The following is a 17,655-nucleotide window of genomic DNA, read 5'->3' on the forward strand; positions in this document are numbered from 1 at the left end:
TTGGAAGCGGTACTCGAGGCGAAGGGGATCAGCAAACGCTTCCCCGGCGTCCTCGCTCTCGACGGCGTGTCCCTCGCCCTTCACCCGGGCGAGGTGCACGCCCTCGTGGGAGAGAACGGCGCCGGCAAGTCCACCCTGATCAAGGTCTTCACCGGCGTGTACCGGCCGGACGGCGGCGAGCTGCGCTACCAGGGGCGGCCCGCCGCGTTCGGCACTCCCATGGAGGCCCAGCACGCCGGCATCTCCACCATCTACCAGGAGGTCAACCTCGTCCCGATGATGAGCGTGGCCCGCAACCTGCTGCTGGGCCGCGAACCCCGCGGCCGGTTCGGCGTCATCGACGCCGCCGCCATGTACGCCCAGGCGGAGCGGGTGCTGTCCGGGTACGGGATCGACACCGACGTCCGCAGGCCGCTGCGGGACCTGGGCGTCGGCGCCCAGCAGATGGTCGCCCTGGCCAGGGCCGTCTCCGTCGACGCCCGCGTGGTCATCATGGACGAGCCCACCTCGTCCCTGGAGCCGCGCGAGGTCGAGACGCTGTTCGGGGTGATCAGGAAGCTGCGCGAGGACGGCATCGCCGTCATGTACGTCAGCCACCGGCTCGACGAGCTCTACCAGGTCTGCGAGCGGGTGACCGTGCTGCGCGACGGCCGCGTCGCGCACACCGGCGACCTGGCCGACCTGGAACGGATCGAGCTGATCTCGCTCATGCTCGGCCGCGAGCTGGGCCAGGTCCGCTCGCGCGGGCTGACCGAGTTCTCCCGCGACCGCCCCGGCGACGGGGAGCGGGCCCCGGTCGTCGAGGCCCGCGGGCTCACCCGCAAGCACGTGCTCGACGGCGTCGACGTCACCGTCAGGCCCGGCGAGGTCGTCGGGCTCGGCGGGCTGCTCGGCGCCGGACGCACCGAGACCGCCAAGGCCATCGTCGGCGCGCTGCCCCTGGACGGCGGGCAGGTGCTGGTCACCGGGCTGCCGCTGCGCGCCGGCTCCACCAGCGCCGCGATCAGGGCCGGGGTCAGCATGCTGCCCGAGGACCGCAAGGCCGAAGGCATCATCCCGACGCTCTCCGTACGCGAGAACATCGCGCTGGCCGCGCTGCCCACGCTCGCCCGCGCCGGGGTGGTGTCCGAGGCGAAGATCGACCGGGTGGTCGAGATCTTCATGCGCAGGCTGCGGATCAAGGCCGCCTCGCCGGACCAGCTCGTCTCCGAGCTGTCCGGCGGCAACCAGCAGAAGGTGCTGCTGGCCCGCTGGCTCGCCATCCGGCCCAAGGCGCTGCTGCTCGACGAGCCCACCCGGGGCATCGACGTGGGCGCCAAGGCCGAGGTGCAGGCGCTCATCGACGAGCTGGCCGGCGAGGGGCTGGGCGTGCTGCTGATCTCCTCCGACCTGGAGGAGCTGGTCGAGGGCGCCGACCGCATCCTGGTGCTGCGCGAGGGCGCGGTCGTCGGGGAGCTGTCCGGCGACGAGGTCACCGAGGAGAGGATCATGGCGACGATCGCGGAGCAGGGTGATGGCTGAGCTGACCGTGCGGGCCGCCGCGCCCAAGCCGCGCGTGTACGCCTGGGTGCAGGACTACGGCGTGTACGCGGCCGTGCTGGCGCTGCTGCTGTTCAACGTGCTGTTCACGCCGCACTTCCTGGACGTGGCCAACTTCCGCACCCAGCTCGTCCAGGTCACGCCCATCGTCATCGTGTCGCTGGGCATGGCGCTGGTGATCGGCACCCAGGGCATCGACCTGTCGGTCGGCTCCGTCATGGCGCTGTCGGCCGCCCTGGTCGTGCTCTACCTCGGCTACGGCTGGGTGCCCGCGCTGGCCGTCGCCCTGGCCGGCGGCGCGCTGGCTGGCCTGGCGGGCGGGGCGCTCGTCGCCTACATCGGAGTCCAGCCGATCGTGGCCACGCTCGCGTTACTCGTGGGCGTGCGCGGGCTGGCGAACGTGCTCGTGCCGCAGCTCGTCGAGTTCCGCAGCCCCGGCCTGATCGCGCTCGGCAGCAGCTCGGTGGCCGGCATCCCGGTGATCGTGCTGGTCGCGGCGGCGCTCACCGTCGTCATGGTGTTCCTGGTCCGCCGCACCACCTTCGGCCGGCAGGTCGTCGCCATCGGCGGCAACCGCCCGGCCAGCGAGCTGTCCGGCCTGCCGGTCAAGCGGGTGCTGCTCATCGTGTACGTGATCTCCGGGCTGCTCGCGGCGCTGGCCGGGGTGCTCGCCACCGCCCGGCTGCAGGCCAGCGACCCGACCTCGCTCGGCCAGTTCATCGAGCTGTCGGCCATCACCGCCGTCGTGGTCGGCGGCACCCCGCTGACCGGCGGCCGGATCCGGGTTGTCAGCACCGTCATGGGCGCCCTGCTCATGCAGCTGCTCGCGGCCACGCTGATCAAGCACAACCTGCCGCAGTCGTGGACCCAGATGGTCCAGGCCGTGATCATCCTGGCCGCCGTCTACGCCACCAGGGAGCGCCGATGACCTCACGCGAACAGGTGAGCCGCGTCCTCCAGCAGCACGGCGCCGTCATGGTGCTGGGCGTGCTGGTCGTCTTCGGCAGCCTCGCCTTCGACTCGTTCGCCACCCCCGGCAACGCCGCCAGCGTCGTCGTCTCGTCCTCCTTCCTGGCGATCATCGCGATCGGCATGACCTTCGTGATCATCAGCGGCGGCATCGACCTGTCCGTCGGGTCGCTGTTCGTGCTCGGCGGCGTGCTCGCCGCCTACGGCTCCCGGTACGGGACGCTCGCCGCGCTGCTCCTGCCCCTGGCCGTCTGCGCGGCGGTGGGGCTGGCGCAGGGCCTGATCATCGCCAGGACCGGGATGGCGCCCTTCATCGTCACCCTGGCGGGCCTGCTCGGCGTCCGCGGCCTGATGCTGGCGGTCTCGGACGAGGGCGCGACCACGTACCTCGTGGAGGACCGCGCCTTCGCCGCGCTCGGGCAGGGCGAGCTGTTCGGGCTCAGCCACCCCGTCTACGTGACGGCCGCGCTGGCGCTGGCCGCGATGGTGCTGCTGCAGCGGACCGGCTTCGGCCAGAACGTGTACGCGATCGGCGGCAACGAGCAGGCCGCCGCGCTGATGGGCGTGCCGGTGGCGCGGACCAAGGTGTACGTGTACGTCATGTCGGCCCTGCTGGCCGGGCTCGCCGGGGCGCTCAACGCGGCCCGGCTGTCGTCCGGGGTCACCATCCTCGGCATCGGCCTGGAGCTGGACGCCATCGCGGCCGTGGTCATCGGCGGCACCCTGCTGACCGGCGGCGCGGGCGGCATCACCGGGACGATCGCCGGAGTGCTGCTGCTGGGGGTGATCCAGAGCCTGATCAACCAGGTCGGCACCCTCACCTCGGCGTTCCAGCAGGTGGTGAGCGGCGCCTTCCTGGCCCTGGTGGTGGTGGCCCAGCGCCTCCTCAGCAAGGCGCAGCGCCTGTCGTGACCTAGAGCGCCGCCAGGAACATCATCAGGATCCAGGCGAGCACGATGAGCAGCATGCCGACCGGGATCGCCAGCAGGGCGATCATGCAGCCCAACCCGTTCCACGGCTGCGGCGCCGGGCCGAGCGAGCCCCGCGAGTAGGCCCACAGGGGAGCGCGGTACTCGACGTTCAGCGCCATCCCCGGCTGCAGCCAGACGGTCAGGTCGGCGGGGCCGATGCGCGTGGGCAGGATGTACGGCAGATGGACGTGGAGGTGGTGCTGGCCGGGCGGGAGCGGGATCGGGTTGACGCCCCACCGGCCCGGCATCGCATGGCCGTTGATCACGATCATCGGCGTGATCATGGCCAGCGCGAAGCCCAGCCAGTGCCGCTTCACGTCGAGGACCAGATGCGCCTGCCCCGGCGGCTGGGGCGGCTGATTCCAAGGGGCGGGGGGCGGAAACATGGCGGCCATGCTACTTGCGCCCCACGGGTCTCGCGATCTACCGCGTCCGGCCCCGCGGCTTCAGCCGGACGCCGGGCAGGGCGGGGGCGGGCAGCGGCTCGCCGTCGTAGCCGCGCACGGTCCCGAACCCGTCGCCCTCCATCCACTCCTTGCGGAACGCGGCGATCTCGTCGTGGTCGCGGCCGACGAAGTTCCACCACATCACGATCTCCTCGGCGAACGGCTCGCCGCCGATCAGCAGCACCCGCCCGTGCCCGCTCAGCCGCAGCCGGTCGCGGCCCGGCGGCAGGTAGCGCAGCGGCCCCGCAGGCAGCGGGGACACCTCCCCGTCCAGCAGCAGCACCCCGTGCTCGAACGCCGGATCCAGCGGCAGCTCGGCGTCCCCGTCAACCGCCACCTCCGCGCCCGCCAGCGGGCTGTACGCGGTCGCGGGCGAGCGGACGCCGCCCAGCCCGCCCAGGAACACGGTGGCCGCGAAGCCCGGCCCGGACAGCACCGGTAGCTCGGCGTGGTGCTCGAACGAGGGCGCCACCTGCCGGTGCCCGTCCGGCAGCGCCACCCAGAGCTGCACGCCGTGCAGCAGCCCGAGCCGCGACTCCTCCGAGTGGGAGATGCCGCGCCCGGCCGTCATCAGGTTGAGACCGCCCGGCCGGATCACTTGCAGGCTGCCCAGGCTGTCGCGGTGCAGCACCTCGCCCGCCACCAGCCAGCTCACCGTCTGCAGCCCGGTGTGCGGGTGCGGCGCGACCCGCATCTCCGCCTGCTCCGGGCCGTAGGCGTCGACGAAGCACCAGGCGCCGATCATGCGCCGGTGCACGTGGGGGAGGGTGCGCGTGACGGTCATGGCGCGCGGGCCGCCGAGCGGCACCGCCCGCCCCTCCAGCACCTCGACGCCCTCGTCGCCGCCGCGCGCGCAGCGGATCTCGCGGGGGTCGGTCTCCAGATTGCTCATTCCTCGACTGTACGAGGCGAGCCCAGCATCTCCCACCAGGTGTCCACCGCGGGCTCGACGGCGGTGTCCACGGCCTCGCCCGGCCTGGGCACCACGAACCGCACGTCACGGGCCTTGGCCTCGCGCCAGAGCCGGTCGACCGGCTCCGCCCACGGGTGCGGCGCCAGCGTGAACGTCGCCCAGTGGACCGGCAGCATCAGCTTCCCGCCCAGGTCGACGGTGGCGCTGACCGCCTCCTCCGGGGTCATGTGGATGTCCGGCCAGTTCTCGCCGTAGGCCCCGATCGGCATGATCGCCAGATCGAACGGCCCGTGCGCGGCGCCGATGCCCCGATAGCCCTCGAAGTAGCCGGAGTCGCCCGCGTAGAAGACCCGCTTGGCGGCCCCGGCGACCACCCACGACCCCCACAGCGTCTCGTTGCGGACCACCCACCGGCCGGAGAAGTGCCGGGCGGCCGTCGCGGTGAACCGCAGGCCCGCCACCTCCGCCTCCTCGTCCCAGTCGAGCTCGACGATCCGGTGCCCGGGCACGCCCCAGCGTTCCAGATGGGCGCCGATGCCCAGCGGCACCAGGAACGGCGCCTCCTGCGTGCGGGTGAGCGCGCGCACCGTGGACATGTCGAGATGGTCGTAGTGGTCGTGCGAGATCGCCACCGCGTCGACCCGGGGCAGCCCGTCGAGCGGCACCGGCACCGGGTGGTGCCGCACCGGCCCGACCAGGCGCGTCGGGGACGGCCGCCGGCTCCACACCGGGTCGAACAGCACCCGCCTGCCCTCGATCTCCACCAGCGTGGACGCGTGCCCGTACCAGACCGCCCGCAGCCCGGCGGGGTCGGGCGCGTCCGACGGCGGCACCCGCACCGGGACGGGGCCGGGCGGGCGGCGCAGCCGCCGGTCCCTGATCATCTCGGCCACCATGCTGACCGGCGGCGTGTTGATCCGCTCGACGGACTCGGCCATGGGGTTGACGAAGGCGCCGTCGCGGAACCGCGGTGAACGCCTGATCCTGTCCGCCCTCTCCGGCCCCGAGGTGAGAGGCCGGACGCCCAGCTGCGCGGGCACGTCGCGCAGAGCCCAGGCCGCCGCCAGGACCGCGCCGCCCGCCAGGACACGCCGTGCCGTCCGGAAACCCGACATGTTGCTCCCCCCTGGAAAGAATGTCCTCCTTGCTGATACGTACGATATATCGCGATAGTTCGGTGCGCGCGGCGGAATTCAGCCGATCACGGAGACGCCGGACCCGGCCCACAGCTTCCGCGAGACCGCCTGCGGGTCGTCCACGTCGGCCGGTTCCAGGTCGAACACGTGCGTCGTAGCGGACTCCGGCGCGTAGCGGGGCCAGCCCGGGTCGCCGGTCGCGGCGAACCGCACCCACGCCGCGCGGAACCGCTCCGACATCCGCTCCAGATCCGGCGAGCCGCCCGCCACCATCCGCGCCATCTCACCGTCCACCGTGCCGAACACCAGCGGCACGTCCAGCCCGTGACAGGCGCCCAGGAAAGGGGTCGGCGCCCAGGCCAGCTCATACAGCCAGGCCGGGCCCCGGTGCGCCTCGGCCAGCAGCGTGCTCGGCATCCTGAACAGCCAGTCGGACATCAGCCGGACGTACGCCTCGTCTCCGTCCGCCTCCCGGTAGACCGCCTCCGCGCCCGGGGGAGCCAGCCGCTTGAGCGCCCCCGCCAGGTCGACCGGCCGCCCGCCGCTCATCGCATGGAAGGTGCGGAACTCGTCGCGGGTGTAGCCGGAGATCAGCTCCACGCCCGCGCTCGCCCCGCCGCGCAGGGCATCCCACGGCAGCTCGGGCAGCACCTCGCCGTCCACCACCGGCGCGAACGGGATCGCGGCGCTGGCCAGCAGCCCCCACCGGTCGTGCCGCCCGGTCAGCTCCTCCTCGCCGAACTCCTCCGCCGCCGTCACCAGCCGCTCTGGCGGCACCTCATGAGCGGGGCCGCCGCCCGCCCGCTCCAGGATCGCCGCCGACACGCGCCCGGCCAGCCCGGGGGAGAGGAACACCCCGGGCACGCTCTGCGCGATCGCCCGCCGGAACAGCCCCGCCGCCGACGGCATCGCCAGCAGGCACGCCACCGACCCGGCCCCCGCCGACTCGCCGAAGACCGTCACGTTGCCCGGATCGCCGCCGAACGCCGCGATGTTCTCCCGCACCCAGCGCAGCGCCGCCACCTGATCGAGCAGGCCCCGGTTGGCCGGCGCGCCCGGCACCTGGCCGAACCCCTCCATCCCCACCCGATAGTTCAGCGTCACCACCACGACGCCTTCACGGGCCAGCCGCGTCCCGTCGTACTCGGGCCAGTCGGCCGACCCCACCAGATAGGCGCCCCCGTACAGCCAGACCATGACCGGCAGGCCCGAACCGCCCGGATCGGGCGTCCACACGTTCACCGTCAGGATGTCCAGCCCGCCGGACGGATCCCAGGCCGGCTGGCCCGGCACCGCCACCGGCTGCGGCGGGCGCGGCCCGAACCGGACCGCCTCGAACGTGCCGTCCCACCGCTCCGCCGGCTCGGGCGCGGCGAACCTGCGCGGCCCGAACGGGCTCTTCGCGTACGGAATACCCCTGAAGACGGCGACACCGTCGTGCACGGACCCGCTGACCTCACCGGTGCTGATCGTCGGCATGTCGTTCAGCCTAACGCTCCCGAGGGCCCCGCCCCGGGTGCGGCCACGGGTTCGGGCGGCAGCCCTTCAGCCACCGCGACTGCTGCAGCATCACCGGGGCCAGGCGGCCCTTCTTCGGGCACCTGGCGTGCCGGTGGCCGAGCGAGTGCCCCACCTCGTGATTGATCAGGTACTGCCGGTAGGCGGTCAGGTCGCCGCCGAAATGCGGCACGCCCTCCGCCCAGCGCAGCGCGTTGATGACCGCGCGGGTGCCGTTCCAGCAGGACAGATCGCCGTGCGTGCGCAGCGGCCGGCACTCCCGGTCGGTCAGCCGCGGGCTGGACAGTGCCACCCGCAGCGTCGCCGGCGGCCGCCCCACCCGCCGGAACCGGCCCCAGCCGCGCACGTCGTTGAGCGTCCGGTGCACCTCCGCCGCGAACTCCCGCGCGTCGAACGGCAGCCCCCGCTCCACCTCCACCAGATAACGGATCACCCGGCCGCCGCCCCGCCGGGGCGCCTCCTCGCCGCGCACCACCTGGTACTTCCCCGACGCCCGCTGCGGCACCAGCGGCACCGGCGGCCCGAGCCGCTCCGCCCGCGGCGGCGCGCTGGAGACCGGAGGACTCGACTCCGGGGGAGGAGGGCCGGTCGGGACCGGTGCGGCGCACGCCGCCACGGCGAACAGGACAACGACCAGCAACGCGCGCAAACCGCGCCTCCCCACGAACGTCTCGAACGGGGGAGGTCACGATCGTACCCACCACCCGGCCACCCGCAACGGCGGTTCACCACACCCGGTACCGGGACCTTTTCGCGACGGGCGGCTACCGGGCTTCCGCGTCGTACGCCTGGTCGCAGCCCTTCAGATCTACGGGTGCCCGCTGGTCGCAGCCCTTCAGATGCCGGTACGGGCGAGGACTCGACGCGCTGGTCAGCGCACCTGGTTCAGCGCACCTGGGGGCGGTAACGGCCGACGTCCAGCGGCGGCTCCTCGCCCAGCGCCAGATCGGCCGCCAGCCGCCCGGCGAACGGCCCCGCCGTCAGCCCGTACGCCCCCAGCCCCGTGGCCACGATCACCCGGTCGGTGAGCGGCCCGATGAGCGGCGAGCCCGGCGCGTACACCGGCCGCAGCCCCACCCGAGCCTCCGTCACCGTCGCCCCGAAGAGCCCCGGCGCCACCCGCAGACCCGCCTGCAGCACCTCGTCGAGACCGCCCATCGTGACCCGTGGCGTGAACCCCACGTCCTCGATCGTCGCCCCCACCACCACCCGCGACCCCGGGAACCCCAGCAGGTACGGCCCGGCGTGCGGCAGCACGATCGGCCACTCGGAGGTGTCCACCCCCTCCAGCGTCACGTGCACGATCTGCCCTCGCCGCGGAAACACCGGCAGTTCCACCCCGAGCCCCCGGCACACCTCTCCGCTCCACGCCCCCGCGGCCACGATCACCACATCGGCTTCGATCACGACCCCGGCACCGCTCGCCTCGTGCCTCTCTTCCCCCGCCTCCCCACCGGCCACCACCCCGGCGAAAACCGGCGACCCGTAGGCCGTCCTCCCGGCTTGACGCGCGGCAGCCTCCGGACCGGTGGCGGTCGCGCGCGGAGGCGGAGCATCGGACCCGGGTTGTGCGGGGGACGCCGTACGGCTGCCTGGACCGGGTGGGTGAGGGGTGGCCTGCCGCCATGATCCTTCAGCGGATGAGCCGGGTGCAGGCGTGACGTAGCCGTGCAGATCCGTCTCCTGGACGTCTCGTACCAGCACCTCGCCGTCCGGCGTGAGCGTCGCCGTGCCCGTGCGGAGCTCGGCGCCCTGACGGACGGCGGCGCGCAGCAGCGCGTCCCGTACCGACCGCCCGTCCACCCGGGCCGCGCCCGGCACCAGGAGCGCGCTCAGATCCTCCGCCAGCGGCGGGAACAGGGCGGACGGCGCGGCGACGTCCGCCACCTGCCCCATCTCCGGCGCCTCCGCGTAACGCCGGGCCAGCAGGGCGCGCACCGGCTCCAGGTCGTCGGGGTCGCCGGCGACCAGCAGCGCGCCGACCCGCGCGTACCCCAGGTCCCCGCCCAGCGAGGACAGCAGCTCCGGGTAGCGGCGGGTGCCTTCGCGGGTCAGCCGGTACCAGTCGTCGTCGCCGGGATGGTCCACCCACGGGCAGACGATCCCGGCCCCCGCCTGGGTGGCCTGCCCGGAGTACGCCCCGTCCACCACCGTCACCGACACACCGCGCCCGCTCAGGTGGTGAGCCGCGGCGGCTCCGACGATGCCGCTCCCGATGACCGCAACACGCATGCCCACATGATCCCAGCCGGGTTAACGTCAGAGGATGACAGTCGTACTCATCGGCACCCTCGACACCAAGGGCGAGGAATACGGATGGTTGCGTGACCGGCTGATCGAGCTCGGCCAGGACGTCCTGGTGATCGACGCGGGCACGGCCGCCCCGGGCGTGTCCTACCCCGTCGACTATCCCGGCGACCGGGTCGCGGCGGCGGCCGGCGCCGACCTGGAGAGCCTGCGCGCGTCCGGCGACCGCGGGGCGGCCGTCACCGCGATGGGGGAGGGCGCGGCGGCGGTGCTGGCGGAGCTGCACGCGGCCGGGCGGGTGTCCGCCGTGCTGGCGGTGGGCGGCAGCGGCGGCTCGTCGATCGCCGCGCGGGCGGTCCGCGACCTGCCGATCGGCCTGCCGAAGCTGATCGTCTCGACGATGGCGTCCGGCGACGTGTCCCCGTACGTGGGGGCGAAGGACGTCACGCTCATGTACAGCGTCGTCGACATCGCGGGCGTCAACCGGCTGTCGCGGGCGATCCTCGGCAACGCCGCCGCCGCGGCCGCCGGGATGGCCGCCGCCTACCGGGGGCAGCGGGCCGAGGAGGGCGACCGGCCGCTGGTCGGCGCGACCATGTTCGGGGTGACCACCCCGGCGGTGGACGCCGCCCGCGAGCGGCTGCGCGAGCTCGGGTACGAGGTGCTGGTCTTCCACGCCACCGGGGCGGGCGGCCGGGCGATGGAGGGCCTGGCCGCGAGCGGCATGCTGGCCGGGGTGCTCGACCTGACCACCACCGAGCTGGCCGACGACCTGGTGGGCGGGGTGCTGTCGGCGGGGCCCGACCGGCTCACCGCGGCCGGGCGGCACGGCGTGCCGCAGGTGGTCGCGCCGGGAGCGCTCGACATGGTCAACTTCGGGCCGCGCGACTCCGTACCGGAGAGGTTCGCCGGCCGCGACCTGTACGTGCACAACCCGACGGTCACGCTGATGCGGACCACGCCGGAGGAGATGGCGGAGCTGGGCCGCAGAGTGGCGGCCAAACTGGCCGAGGCGACCGGGCCGGCCGAGCTGTTCATCCCGCTCAAGGGGGTGTCCGCGCTGGACGCCGAGGGCATGCCCTTCCACGACCCGGAGGCGGACGAAGCCTGCTTCGCCGCCCTGGCGTCCCACCCCTCGACCGTGCGGCTCGACCTGCACATCAACGACCCGGAGTTCGGGCGGGCGATGGCCGACCGGCTCCACGAGATGATCGGAGGCAGCCGGTGAACCGCCGGGAAGTGCTGGAACGGCTCCGCGCGACCGTCGCGGAGGGCAGGCCGGTGATCGGCGCGGGCGCGGGCACCGGACTGTCCGCCAAGTGCGCCGAGGCCGGGGGCGTCGACCTGATCATCATCTACAACTCGGGCCGCTACCGGATGGCCGGGCGCGGCTCGCTCGCCGGGCTGCTCCCGTACGGCGACGCCAACCAGATCGTGGTCGAGATGGCCGCCGAGGTGCTGCCCGTGGTCCGGGACACGCCGGTGCTGGCCGGGGTCTGCGGCACCGACCCGTTCCGGGTCATGCCGCGCTTCCTCGACCAGCTCAAGGCGATGGGGTTCGCGGGGGTGCAGAACTTCCCGACCGTCGGGCTGTACGACGGGGTGTTCCGGCAGAACCTCGAGGAGACCGGGATGGGGTACGCCCTGGAAGTCGAGATGGTCAGGCAGGCGCACGAGCGGGACCTGGTGACGGCGCCGTACGTGTTCGACGAGGACCAGGCGCGGGCCATGACCGAGGCCGGGGCCGACGTGCTCGTCCCGCACGTCGGGCTGACCACCAAGGGCAGCATCGGCGCCGGCACCGCCCTCACCCTCGACGAGGCCGTGGACCGGGTGCAGGCGATGCGCGACGCGGCCGTCGCCGTCCGGCCGGACATCCTGGTGCTCTGCCACGGCGGGCCCATCGCCGAGCCGCAGGACGCCCAGTACGTGCTCGCCCGCACCGAGGGGGTGGCCGGTTTCTTCGGCGCCTCCTCCGTCGAACGCCTCCCCACCGAGCGGGCCATCACCGAGCAGGTGGCCGCCTTCAAGAGCCTGGAGATTTGAATGCGCATCAACCCCGAGGCGGTCCCGACGACGACGTTCGACTGGGGCTCGATCAAGTGGTTCGTCACCCCGGACGCGGTCCCCGGCGCGGGCAGCACGTTCGGCGAGGTCATCGTCAACCCCGGCATGGGCCACGCCCGCCACAACCACCCGGACGCCGAGGAGATCCTCTACGTGATCTCCGGGGAGGCCCGCCAGATGGTCGGCGACGGCGAGGAGTTCCCCATCCGCGCGGGCGACGCCGTGCACATCCCGACCGGCGTCTACCACTCGACGTACAACACCGGCTGGCAACAGCTCCGCCTGATCGTCACCTACACCCCGGGTGGCGCGGAGAAGGCCCTGGAAGCCGCGCCCGGCTTCCGCCTCCACCCGGCGGGCGACATCCCCACCTGGCGCCGGCCCTGACCCGGGCGATCCCCGCATGGCGCAGGTCCTGACCGCCGCGGGGCCTCACCGCCCCGCGGTCCACCCGTACGTGCGCATCAGCACCGCCGCCAGCCGGGTGAACCGGTCGAGGTCCAGCACCGCGCCCTCGCGCCGGATGTCGTCCTCGTCCAGCACGAACACCCGGTCCAGGCGTACGTGCGAGCTCTTGCCGTCGCGGCCCCACACGCCCAGCTCGAACCAGCCGGGCCCGTCGCCGCCCCGGCTGGACAGCATCAGACCCAGCAGGTTCCGCCCGCTCCGGCCCACCACGAGCAGGGGCCGGTCCTTGCCCCGCGCCGGGTCCTCCTCGTACGGCACCCACGCCCACACGATCTCGCCCGGGTCGGCGAGCCCGTCGAGCTCGGGGGAGTAGGTCAGCTCGGCGGCCTCCCGCAGGGACCGGATCTCCCGCACGGCGCCCTTGACGGGCCGCGGGTCCTCACCAATATCGCGCACCCGCGGATTCTACGCGTTCCGGCCACGATGTCGATCATGACAGGGCCCGCGCCAGAGCAGCGAACCGCGCCACCTCGCGGGGATCCGGCTCCCCGGTGAGCAGGGCCGCGGCCACGAGCCGGAACGTCAGCGCGCGGGCGAGCCAGCGCGGCCCCTCCGCGCCGAGCGCGTCCACCAGGTCGAACCCGGCGTCGTGGTAGAGGAGGGCGTCCGCCACCACGATCGCCTCCGCGTACCGGACGGGCCGCCAGTACGGCGAGAAGTCGATCACGGCGGGCGGGCTGCCCCGGTGGTACAGCACGTTCCCGGTCAGGTCGCCGTGCACGAGCTGGTCGGGCTCACCGCGCGGCGCCGGGACCGCGCGCAGCTCCGCCAGCACCCGCCCGGCCTCCCCGCGCAGGGTCACGTTCTCCTCCTGCCACGCCACCCGGTCCGCGACCGCCCACGGGTGTACGCGCCGGTCCAGCAGATCGGGGCGCGGCACGTCCCGCAGCGCCGCGTGGAAGGCCCTTCCGACGGCCAGCAGCGACGCCCACCGCCCGCCGGGCCCCGCCCGGCCCGGCACGAGCTCCGACGCCACCCACCCGCCGGCCACGTACGTCCCCGAACCCGCTGGCCGAGCGGCTCGGCGTGGCTGTGCGGACCGTCCGCCGCGATGTCGGGCGGCTGCGCAGTCTCGGCTACCCGATCCACTCCACGCCCGGAGTGTCCGGCGGCTACCGGCTCGGCGCCGGTGCCCGGATGCCGCCGCTGCTGCTCGACGACGAGGAGGCGGTCGCGGTGGCCGTCGGGCTGCGCACCGCGGCGGGCGGCGGCGTCACCGGCATCGAGGAGACCTCGCTGCGCGCGCTCGCCAAGCTGGAGCAGGTCCTGCCGTCCAGGCTGCGCCACCGGGTCGGCGCGCTGCAGGAGCACACCGTGCCGATCGCCCGCACCGGGCCGACCGTGGACTCCGGCACGCTCGCGCGCATCAGCGCCGCCTGCCGCGACCGCGAGCAAATCCGCTTCGACTACACCGGGAGCGAGCGGCGGGCCGAGCCGCACAGCCTGGTCCACCGGCGTGGAGCGCCGCCTGGGCCACCAGATGTGGCCCATCGAGGCCCGCGTCCTGCTGCACGCGCCCGCCGAGCGGATCGCCGGCCTGACCACCGGCGTCGTCGAGCCCGTCGACGAGCGGTCCTGCCTGCTCACCCTGCGCGGCGACGACCTGCATGTCATCGCCGTCGTGGTGGCCTTCCTGGACGTCGACTTCGACGTGCTCGACCCGCCCGAGCTACGTGAGAGGCTGCGTGACCTGGCCCGGCGGCTCTCCTCTAGAATCTGATTCTGTGACGTCCCCGTTCTTCACTTCCCACGACGGCGCGTACGTGCCCGCCGCCCACGCCAACAGCCCCTGGTCGCCGGAGATGCTGCACGGCCGCCTGCTCGGCGGGCTGGCGGCCCGCGCCATCGAGGCCGAGTACGCCGGGAGCGGCCTGCAGATCGCCCGGCTCACCGTCGACCTGTTCCGCAACAGCCCGCTGCTGCCCGTCACGGTCGAGACCGGGCTCGTCAGGGACGGGCGGCGGATCCGGGTGGCCGACGCCACCCTGAGCACCGAGCGGGGCGTGATCGGCCGCGTCAGCGCCGTCCTGCTGCGCACCGGCGAGCACCCGGAGAACCATCCGGTGCTCACCGAGCGCTGGGACGAGACCCCGCCCGACGGCCCCCCGCCGGCCACGGAGGGCTGGCAGCCGGCGTTCGACATCTGGTGGACGCCCGGCAGGCGGCGGATGTGGACGCGTGAGGACCGCCCGCTCGTCGACGATGAGAAGCTCACCCCGATCGTGCGCGCGGCCCTCGCCGGAGACTTCGCCAGCCCGCTCACCTCGCTGACCGACGACGGCGTCCCCTTCATCAACGCCGACTACACGCTCACCCTCTCCCGGATGCCCGAAGGCGAGCTGATCGGCATGGAGGCCACCGGCAGCGTCGCTGCCGCCGGACTCTCCACCGGCCAGGTCACCCTGCACGACGTCAGGGGCCCGTTCGGCTTCTGCGTGGTCACCGCCCTGGCCAACCCGGTGCTGAGAACCTGATCAGGCGGGCCGCTCCACGCGGTCGCCGGACCAGTCGGTGTGGAAGGAGCCCTCCCGGTCGACCCGCCGGTAGGTGTGCGCGCCGAAGTAGTCGCGCAGCCCCTGCACCAGCGCGGCCGGGAGCCGCTCGCGGCGCAGCCCGTCGTAGTAGGCCAGCGCCGAGGAGAAACCGGGCGTCGGCACGCCGATCTGGACGGCCGTGGTGACCACCCGCCGCCACGACTCCTGCGCCACGCCCAGCGCCGCCGCGAACGCCGGGTCGGCGAGCAGCGTCGGCAGGTTCGGGTCGGCGTCGTAGGCCTCGCGGATCCGGTCCAGGAACTTGGCCCGGATGATGCAGCCGCCGCGCCAGATCGTCGCCATCGCGCCCAGGTCGAGGTCCCAGCCGTACTCCTTGGACGCGGCCGCCATCTGGTCGAACCCCTGCGCGTACGCCACGATCTTGGACGCGTACAGCGCCTGGCGCACGTCCTCGATCAGCTCCTTCGCACCCACCCCGGACACCGCGGGGCCCTCCAGCGACCTGGCCGCCTTCCGCTGCTCAGGGTGGCCCGACAGCGCCCGCGCGAACACCGCCTCGGCGATGCCCGTCACCGGCACGCCCAGCTCCAGCGCGCTCTGCACCGTCCACCGGCCGGTGCCCTTCTGCTCGGCCTGGTCGACCACCACGTCCACGAACGGCTTGCCGGTCGCCGCGTCCACCTGGTCGAGCACCTCGGCGGTGATCTCGATCAAGTACGAGCCGAGCTCGCCCCTGTTCCACTCCCGGAACACCTCCGCCAGCTCGGCCGGAGACGCGCCGAGCGCCTGGCGCAGCAGGTCGTAGGACTCGGCGATCAGCTGCATGTCCGAGTACTCGATGCCGTTGTGGACCATCTTCACGAAGTGGCCGGCGCCGTCGGGGCCGACGTGCACCGCGCACGGCACCCCGTCGACGTTGGCCGCGATGTCCTGAAGGATCGGGCCGAGCGCCTCCCACGACTCCTTCGACCCGCCCGGCATGATGCTCGGGCCGTTCAGCGCGCCCTCCTCGCCGCCGGAGATGCCGGTGCCGACGAAGTGCAGGCCCTTCTCGCGCAGCGCCGCCTCACGCCGCCGGGTGTCGTCGAAGTGCGCGTTGCCGCCGTCGACGATCATGTCGCCCGGCTCCATCAGCTCGGCGAGCTGGTCGATGACGGCGTCGGTGCCCGCACCCGCCTTCACCATGATGATCGCCCGCCGCGGCCGCTTCAGCGACGCCACGAAGCCGGCCAGGTCCTCCGACGGCACGAACGTCCCCTCGCCGCCGAACTCCCGCACCAGGTCCTGCGTACGAGACGCCGACCGGTTGTGCACGGCCACCGCGTAACCGTTCCTGGCCAGGTTGCGGGCCAGGTTGCGGCCCATCGTGGCCAGGCCGGTGACGCCGATGTCTGCCAAGTCCATGTGAAAGCTCCTCTGTGGGTGATACGCAAGATCCAGCCCCGAGGTTCGGCCCCGTATTCCCGCTAGTCGCCGTGGCGCACGCCCAGCTCGTCCAGCCGGGCCAGCATGTCGGCGGGATCGGCGTACACCCGGAATGCCCCCGCCCGCTCCAGCTCGTCCCGTCCGTAACCGCCGGACAGCAGCCCGATCCCCAGCGAGCCCGCGCGGCGCGCGGCGAGCAGATCCCAGATGCTGTCGCCCACCACCATGGCATGCGCCGGGTCGGCGCGCAGCAGCGCGGCCCCGGCCAGAAACAGGTCGGGATCCGGCTTGGCGCGGCGCACCAGGTCACGCGTCACCAGAGGCGTGTCCTCCGGCAGCCCCAGCATGCCCAGCGCCAGCCGGGCCGTGCGCGAATACCCGCTGGTGGCGATCGCCCACGGCACGCCCCGGGCCGACAGCTCCGACAGCAGCTCCTTGGCTCCGGGCAGCGGCCGCACCGAGCCGACCTGCTGCTCGTACGCCTCCGCGTGCGTCGTCTGCAGCTCGTCGATCTGCGCCTGGCTGAGCTTCAGCCCGGTCTCGCGCAGCAGCGCGCTCACGAACAGGCCGCCGCTCATGCCGATCCGCCGGTGGATCCGCCACACCGACAGGTCGATGCCCAGCCCCGACAGCGCCTGCCGCCAGGCGATGACGTGCTGGTAGACGCTGTCGATCAGGGTGCCGTCGAGATCGAACAGAAACGCCGGTGCCGGCGCCTCAGGGAAGTCCTGCATGCTCCCATGACACCATGCCCGCATGAGGATCATCATCGCGGGCGGGCACGGCCAGATCGCGCTCCGGCTGGAGAGACTGCTCGGCTCCGCCGCCGTCGGCCTGGTCCGCAACCCGGCCCACCTTCCCGACGTCGAGGCCACCGGCGCCCAGGCCGTGCTCTGCGACCTGGAGAGAGCGAGCGTCGACGAGGTCACCGAGATCGTGCGCGGCGCCGACGCGATCGTGTTCGCCGCCGGGGCCGGGCCCGGCAGCGGCGCCGCCCGCAAGGACACCGTCGACCGGGCCGCCTCCGTGCTGATGGCCGACGCCGCCGAGCGGGCCGGGGTGCCGGGCTTCGTCCAGATCTCCTCGATGGGCGCGGGCCGGCCGCCCGCCCCCGACCTCGGCGAGGTGTGGGCCGCCTACATCAAGGCCAAGACGGAGGCCGAGGAGGACCTGCGCCGCCGCGACCTCGACTGGGTCATCGTCCGGCCCGGGCGGCTCACCGACGAGCCCGGCACCGGCCTGGTCCGGCTCGCCGCCGAGGTCCCGCCCGGCCCGGTGCCCCGCGACGACGTCGCCGCCGTCGTCGCCGCCCTCCTGCGCGCCCCCACCTCCCGCCGCACCCTGGAACTCGTCTCGGGCGACATCCCCATCGCAGAGGCGGTCGCGACGGCCTGGTGACGGTAGCGCCAGTCTCCGGCCATCTCCCGGCGCCCTCAACCCTCAGCGTTCTCCACCCCCCAC

The 17,655-nt window shown here is 73.7% G+C and carries 18 protein-coding genes and 1 pseudogene; 9 read left to right on the forward strand and 10 right to left on the reverse strand.

Translation table 11 applies throughout. The features are described 5' to 3' along the window. The 3 genes from AB0J42_RS11875 to AB0J42_RS11885 are packed head-to-tail and all read left to right on the forward strand — an operon-like array spanning position 1 to position 3,420. Positions 1-1,521, forward strand: coding sequence for a sugar ABC transporter ATP-binding protein (locus tag AB0J42_RS11875; protein ID WP_364291949.1), 1,521 nt, complete (start codon positions 1-3; stop codon positions 1,519-1,521). Next, on the forward strand, positions 1,514-2,467 hold the full coding sequence (locus AB0J42_RS11880; protein ID WP_364291952.1) for an ABC transporter permease: 954 nt from the start codon (positions 1,514-1,516) through the stop codon (positions 2,465-2,467). Before AB0J42_RS11875 ends, AB0J42_RS11880 begins: the two co-directional genes overlap by 8 nt. Beyond that, positions 2,464-3,420 (forward strand): ABC transporter permease, encoded by a 957-nt coding sequence (locus AB0J42_RS11885; protein ID WP_364291955.1) that lies wholly within the window; start codon positions 2,464-2,466, stop codon positions 3,418-3,420. The genes AB0J42_RS11880 and AB0J42_RS11885 overlap by 4 nt, the downstream gene beginning before the upstream one ends. 1 nt (position 3,421) lies before the next feature. Here the strand turns inward: AB0J42_RS11885 and AB0J42_RS11890 are convergent, their stop codons facing one another. From AB0J42_RS11890 to AB0J42_RS11915, 6 genes are all read right to left on the reverse strand, one after another. After that, complete coding sequence (locus AB0J42_RS11890; RefSeq protein ID WP_364291958.1) at positions 3,422-3,865, reverse strand: hypothetical protein; 444 nt, start codon at positions 3,863-3,865, stop codon at positions 3,422-3,424. Positions 3,866-3,902: 37 nt separating this feature from the next. After that, complete coding sequence (locus AB0J42_RS11895; RefSeq protein ID WP_364291961.1) at positions 3,903-4,817, reverse strand: pirin family protein; 915 nt, start codon at positions 4,815-4,817, stop codon at positions 3,903-3,905. Further along, positions 4,814-5,953: an MBL fold metallo-hydrolase gene (locus AB0J42_RS11900; RefSeq protein ID WP_364291964.1), complete on the reverse strand. Its 1,140-nt coding sequence runs from the start codon at positions 5,951-5,953 to the stop codon at positions 4,814-4,816. The genes AB0J42_RS11895 and AB0J42_RS11900 overlap by 4 nt, the downstream gene beginning before the upstream one ends. A 78-nt stretch (positions 5,954-6,031) precedes the next feature. Beyond that, positions 6,032-7,453, reverse strand: a complete 1,422-nt coding sequence (locus tag AB0J42_RS11905) for a carboxylesterase family protein (RefSeq protein ID WP_364291967.1) — start codon at positions 7,451-7,453, stop codon at positions 6,032-6,034. Between the two features lie 10 nt (positions 7,454-7,463). Further along, complete coding sequence (locus AB0J42_RS11910; RefSeq protein ID WP_364291970.1) at positions 7,464-8,141, reverse strand: DUF3152 domain-containing protein; 678 nt, start codon at positions 8,139-8,141, stop codon at positions 7,464-7,466. 236 nt (positions 8,142-8,377) lie between these two features. Next, entirely contained in the window at positions 8,378-9,724 is a 1,347-nt protein-coding gene (locus tag AB0J42_RS11915; RefSeq protein WP_364291973.1) for an FAD-dependent oxidoreductase, read from the reverse strand. A 34-nt stretch (positions 9,725-9,758) separates the two neighbouring features. Here AB0J42_RS11915 and AB0J42_RS11920 point away from each other — a divergent pair, with 34 nt between their 5' ends. The 3 genes from AB0J42_RS11920 to AB0J42_RS11930 are packed head-to-tail and all read left to right on the forward strand — an operon-like array spanning position 9,759 to position 12,193. Continuing rightward, positions 9,759-10,967, forward strand: coding sequence for a Tm-1-like ATP-binding domain-containing protein (locus AB0J42_RS11920; RefSeq protein WP_364291976.1), 1,209 nt, complete (start codon positions 9,759-9,761; stop codon positions 10,965-10,967). Continuing rightward, positions 10,964-11,785 carry a phosphoenolpyruvate hydrolase family protein gene (locus tag AB0J42_RS11925; RefSeq protein WP_364291979.1) on the forward strand — a complete coding sequence of 274 codons (822 nt, stop codon included), beginning with the start codon at positions 10,964-10,966 and terminating at the stop codon, positions 11,783-11,785. The genes AB0J42_RS11920 and AB0J42_RS11925 overlap by 4 nt, the downstream gene beginning before the upstream one ends. Further along, positions 11,786-12,193 carry a cupin domain-containing protein gene (locus AB0J42_RS11930; protein ID WP_364291982.1) on the forward strand — a complete coding sequence of 136 codons (408 nt, stop codon included), beginning with the start codon at positions 11,786-11,788 and terminating at the stop codon, positions 12,191-12,193. A 45-nt stretch (positions 12,194-12,238) separates the two neighbouring features. On the opposite strand, the gene AB0J42_RS11935 is transcribed toward AB0J42_RS11930, so the two are convergent. Beyond that, positions 12,239-12,670, reverse strand: coding sequence for a type II toxin-antitoxin system PemK/MazF family toxin (locus AB0J42_RS11935; RefSeq protein ID WP_364291985.1), 432 nt, complete (start codon positions 12,668-12,670; stop codon positions 12,239-12,241). A 34-nt stretch (positions 12,671-12,704) separates the two neighbouring features. Next, a complete protein-coding gene (locus tag AB0J42_RS11940; RefSeq protein WP_364291988.1) occupies positions 12,705-13,265 on the reverse strand; it encodes a hypothetical protein in 561 nt (186 codons plus the stop codon). A gap of 17 nt (positions 13,266-13,282) precedes the next feature. Between AB0J42_RS11940 and AB0J42_RS11945 the strand changes: the two are divergent. Then, positions 13,283-13,994: pseudogene (locus AB0J42_RS11945) on the forward strand (WYL domain-containing protein); the annotation flags it as partial. 4 nt (positions 13,995-13,998) lie between these two features. Continuing rightward, on the forward strand, positions 13,999-14,748 hold the full coding sequence (locus AB0J42_RS11950) for an acyl-CoA thioesterase domain-containing protein (protein ID WP_364291991.1): 750 nt from the start codon (positions 13,999-14,001) through the stop codon (positions 14,746-14,748). Here AB0J42_RS11950 and gndA read toward each other — a convergent pair whose 3' ends face one another. After that, positions 14,749-16,173, reverse strand: a complete 1,425-nt coding sequence (gene gndA, locus AB0J42_RS11955; RefSeq protein WP_364291994.1) for an NADP-dependent phosphogluconate dehydrogenase — start codon at positions 16,171-16,173, stop codon at positions 14,749-14,751. Positions 16,174-16,235: 62 nt separating this feature from the next. Next, positions 16,236-16,928, reverse strand: a complete 693-nt coding sequence (locus AB0J42_RS11960; RefSeq protein ID WP_364291997.1) for an HAD family hydrolase — start codon at positions 16,926-16,928, stop codon at positions 16,236-16,238. A gap of 22 nt (positions 16,929-16,950) precedes the next feature. Here AB0J42_RS11960 and AB0J42_RS11965 point away from each other — a divergent pair, with 22 nt between their 5' ends. After that, positions 16,951-17,592, forward strand: coding sequence for an NAD(P)H-binding protein (locus AB0J42_RS11965; protein ID WP_364292000.1), 642 nt, complete (start codon positions 16,951-16,953; stop codon positions 17,590-17,592). The last annotated feature ends 63 nt before the right edge of the window (positions 17,593-17,655 follow it).

Source organism: Nonomuraea sp. NPDC049649 (assembly GCF_040675175.1).
Taxonomy (GTDB): Bacteria; Actinomycetota; Actinomycetes; order Streptosporangiales; family Streptosporangiaceae; genus Nonomuraea.

Coding starts and splice junctions, on each gene's coding strand:
- AB0J42_RS11880 (WP_364291952.1), top strand. CDS start 1,514: ATGGCTGAGCTGACCGTGCGGGCCGCCGCGCCCAAGCCGCGCGTGTAC.
- AB0J42_RS11885 (WP_364291955.1), top strand. CDS start 2,464: ATGACCTCACGCGAACAGGTGAGCCGCGTCCTCCAGCAGCACGGCGCC.
- AB0J42_RS11890 (WP_364291958.1), bottom strand. CDS start 3,865: ATGTTTCCGCCCCCCGCCCCTTGGAATCAGCCGCCCCAGCCGCCGGGG.
- AB0J42_RS11895 (WP_364291961.1), bottom strand. CDS start 4,817: ATGAGCAATCTGGAGACCGACCCCCGCGAGATCCGCTGCGCGCGCGGC.
- AB0J42_RS11900 (WP_364291964.1), bottom strand. CDS start 5,953: ATGTCGGGTTTCCGGACGGCACGGCGTGTCCTGGCGGGCGGCGCGGTC.
- AB0J42_RS11905 (WP_364291967.1), bottom strand. CDS start 7,453: ATGCCGACGATCAGCACCGGTGAGGTCAGCGGGTCCGTGCACGACGGT.
- AB0J42_RS11915 (WP_364291973.1), bottom strand. CDS start 9,724: ATGCGTGTTGCGGTCATCGGGAGCGGCATCGTCGGAGCCGCCGCGGCT.
- AB0J42_RS11920 (WP_364291976.1), top strand. CDS start 9,759: ATGACAGTCGTACTCATCGGCACCCTCGACACCAAGGGCGAGGAATAC.
- AB0J42_RS11930 (WP_364291982.1), top strand. CDS start 11,786: ATGCGCATCAACCCCGAGGCGGTCCCGACGACGACGTTCGACTGGGGC.
- gndA (WP_364291994.1), bottom strand. CDS start 16,173: ATGGACTTGGCAGACATCGGCGTCACCGGCCTGGCCACGATGGGCCGC.
- AB0J42_RS11960 (WP_364291997.1), bottom strand. CDS start 16,928: ATGCAGGACTTCCCTGAGGCGCCGGCACCGGCGTTTCTGTTCGATCTC.
- AB0J42_RS11965 (WP_364292000.1), top strand. CDS start 16,951: ATGAGGATCATCATCGCGGGCGGGCACGGCCAGATCGCGCTCCGGCTG.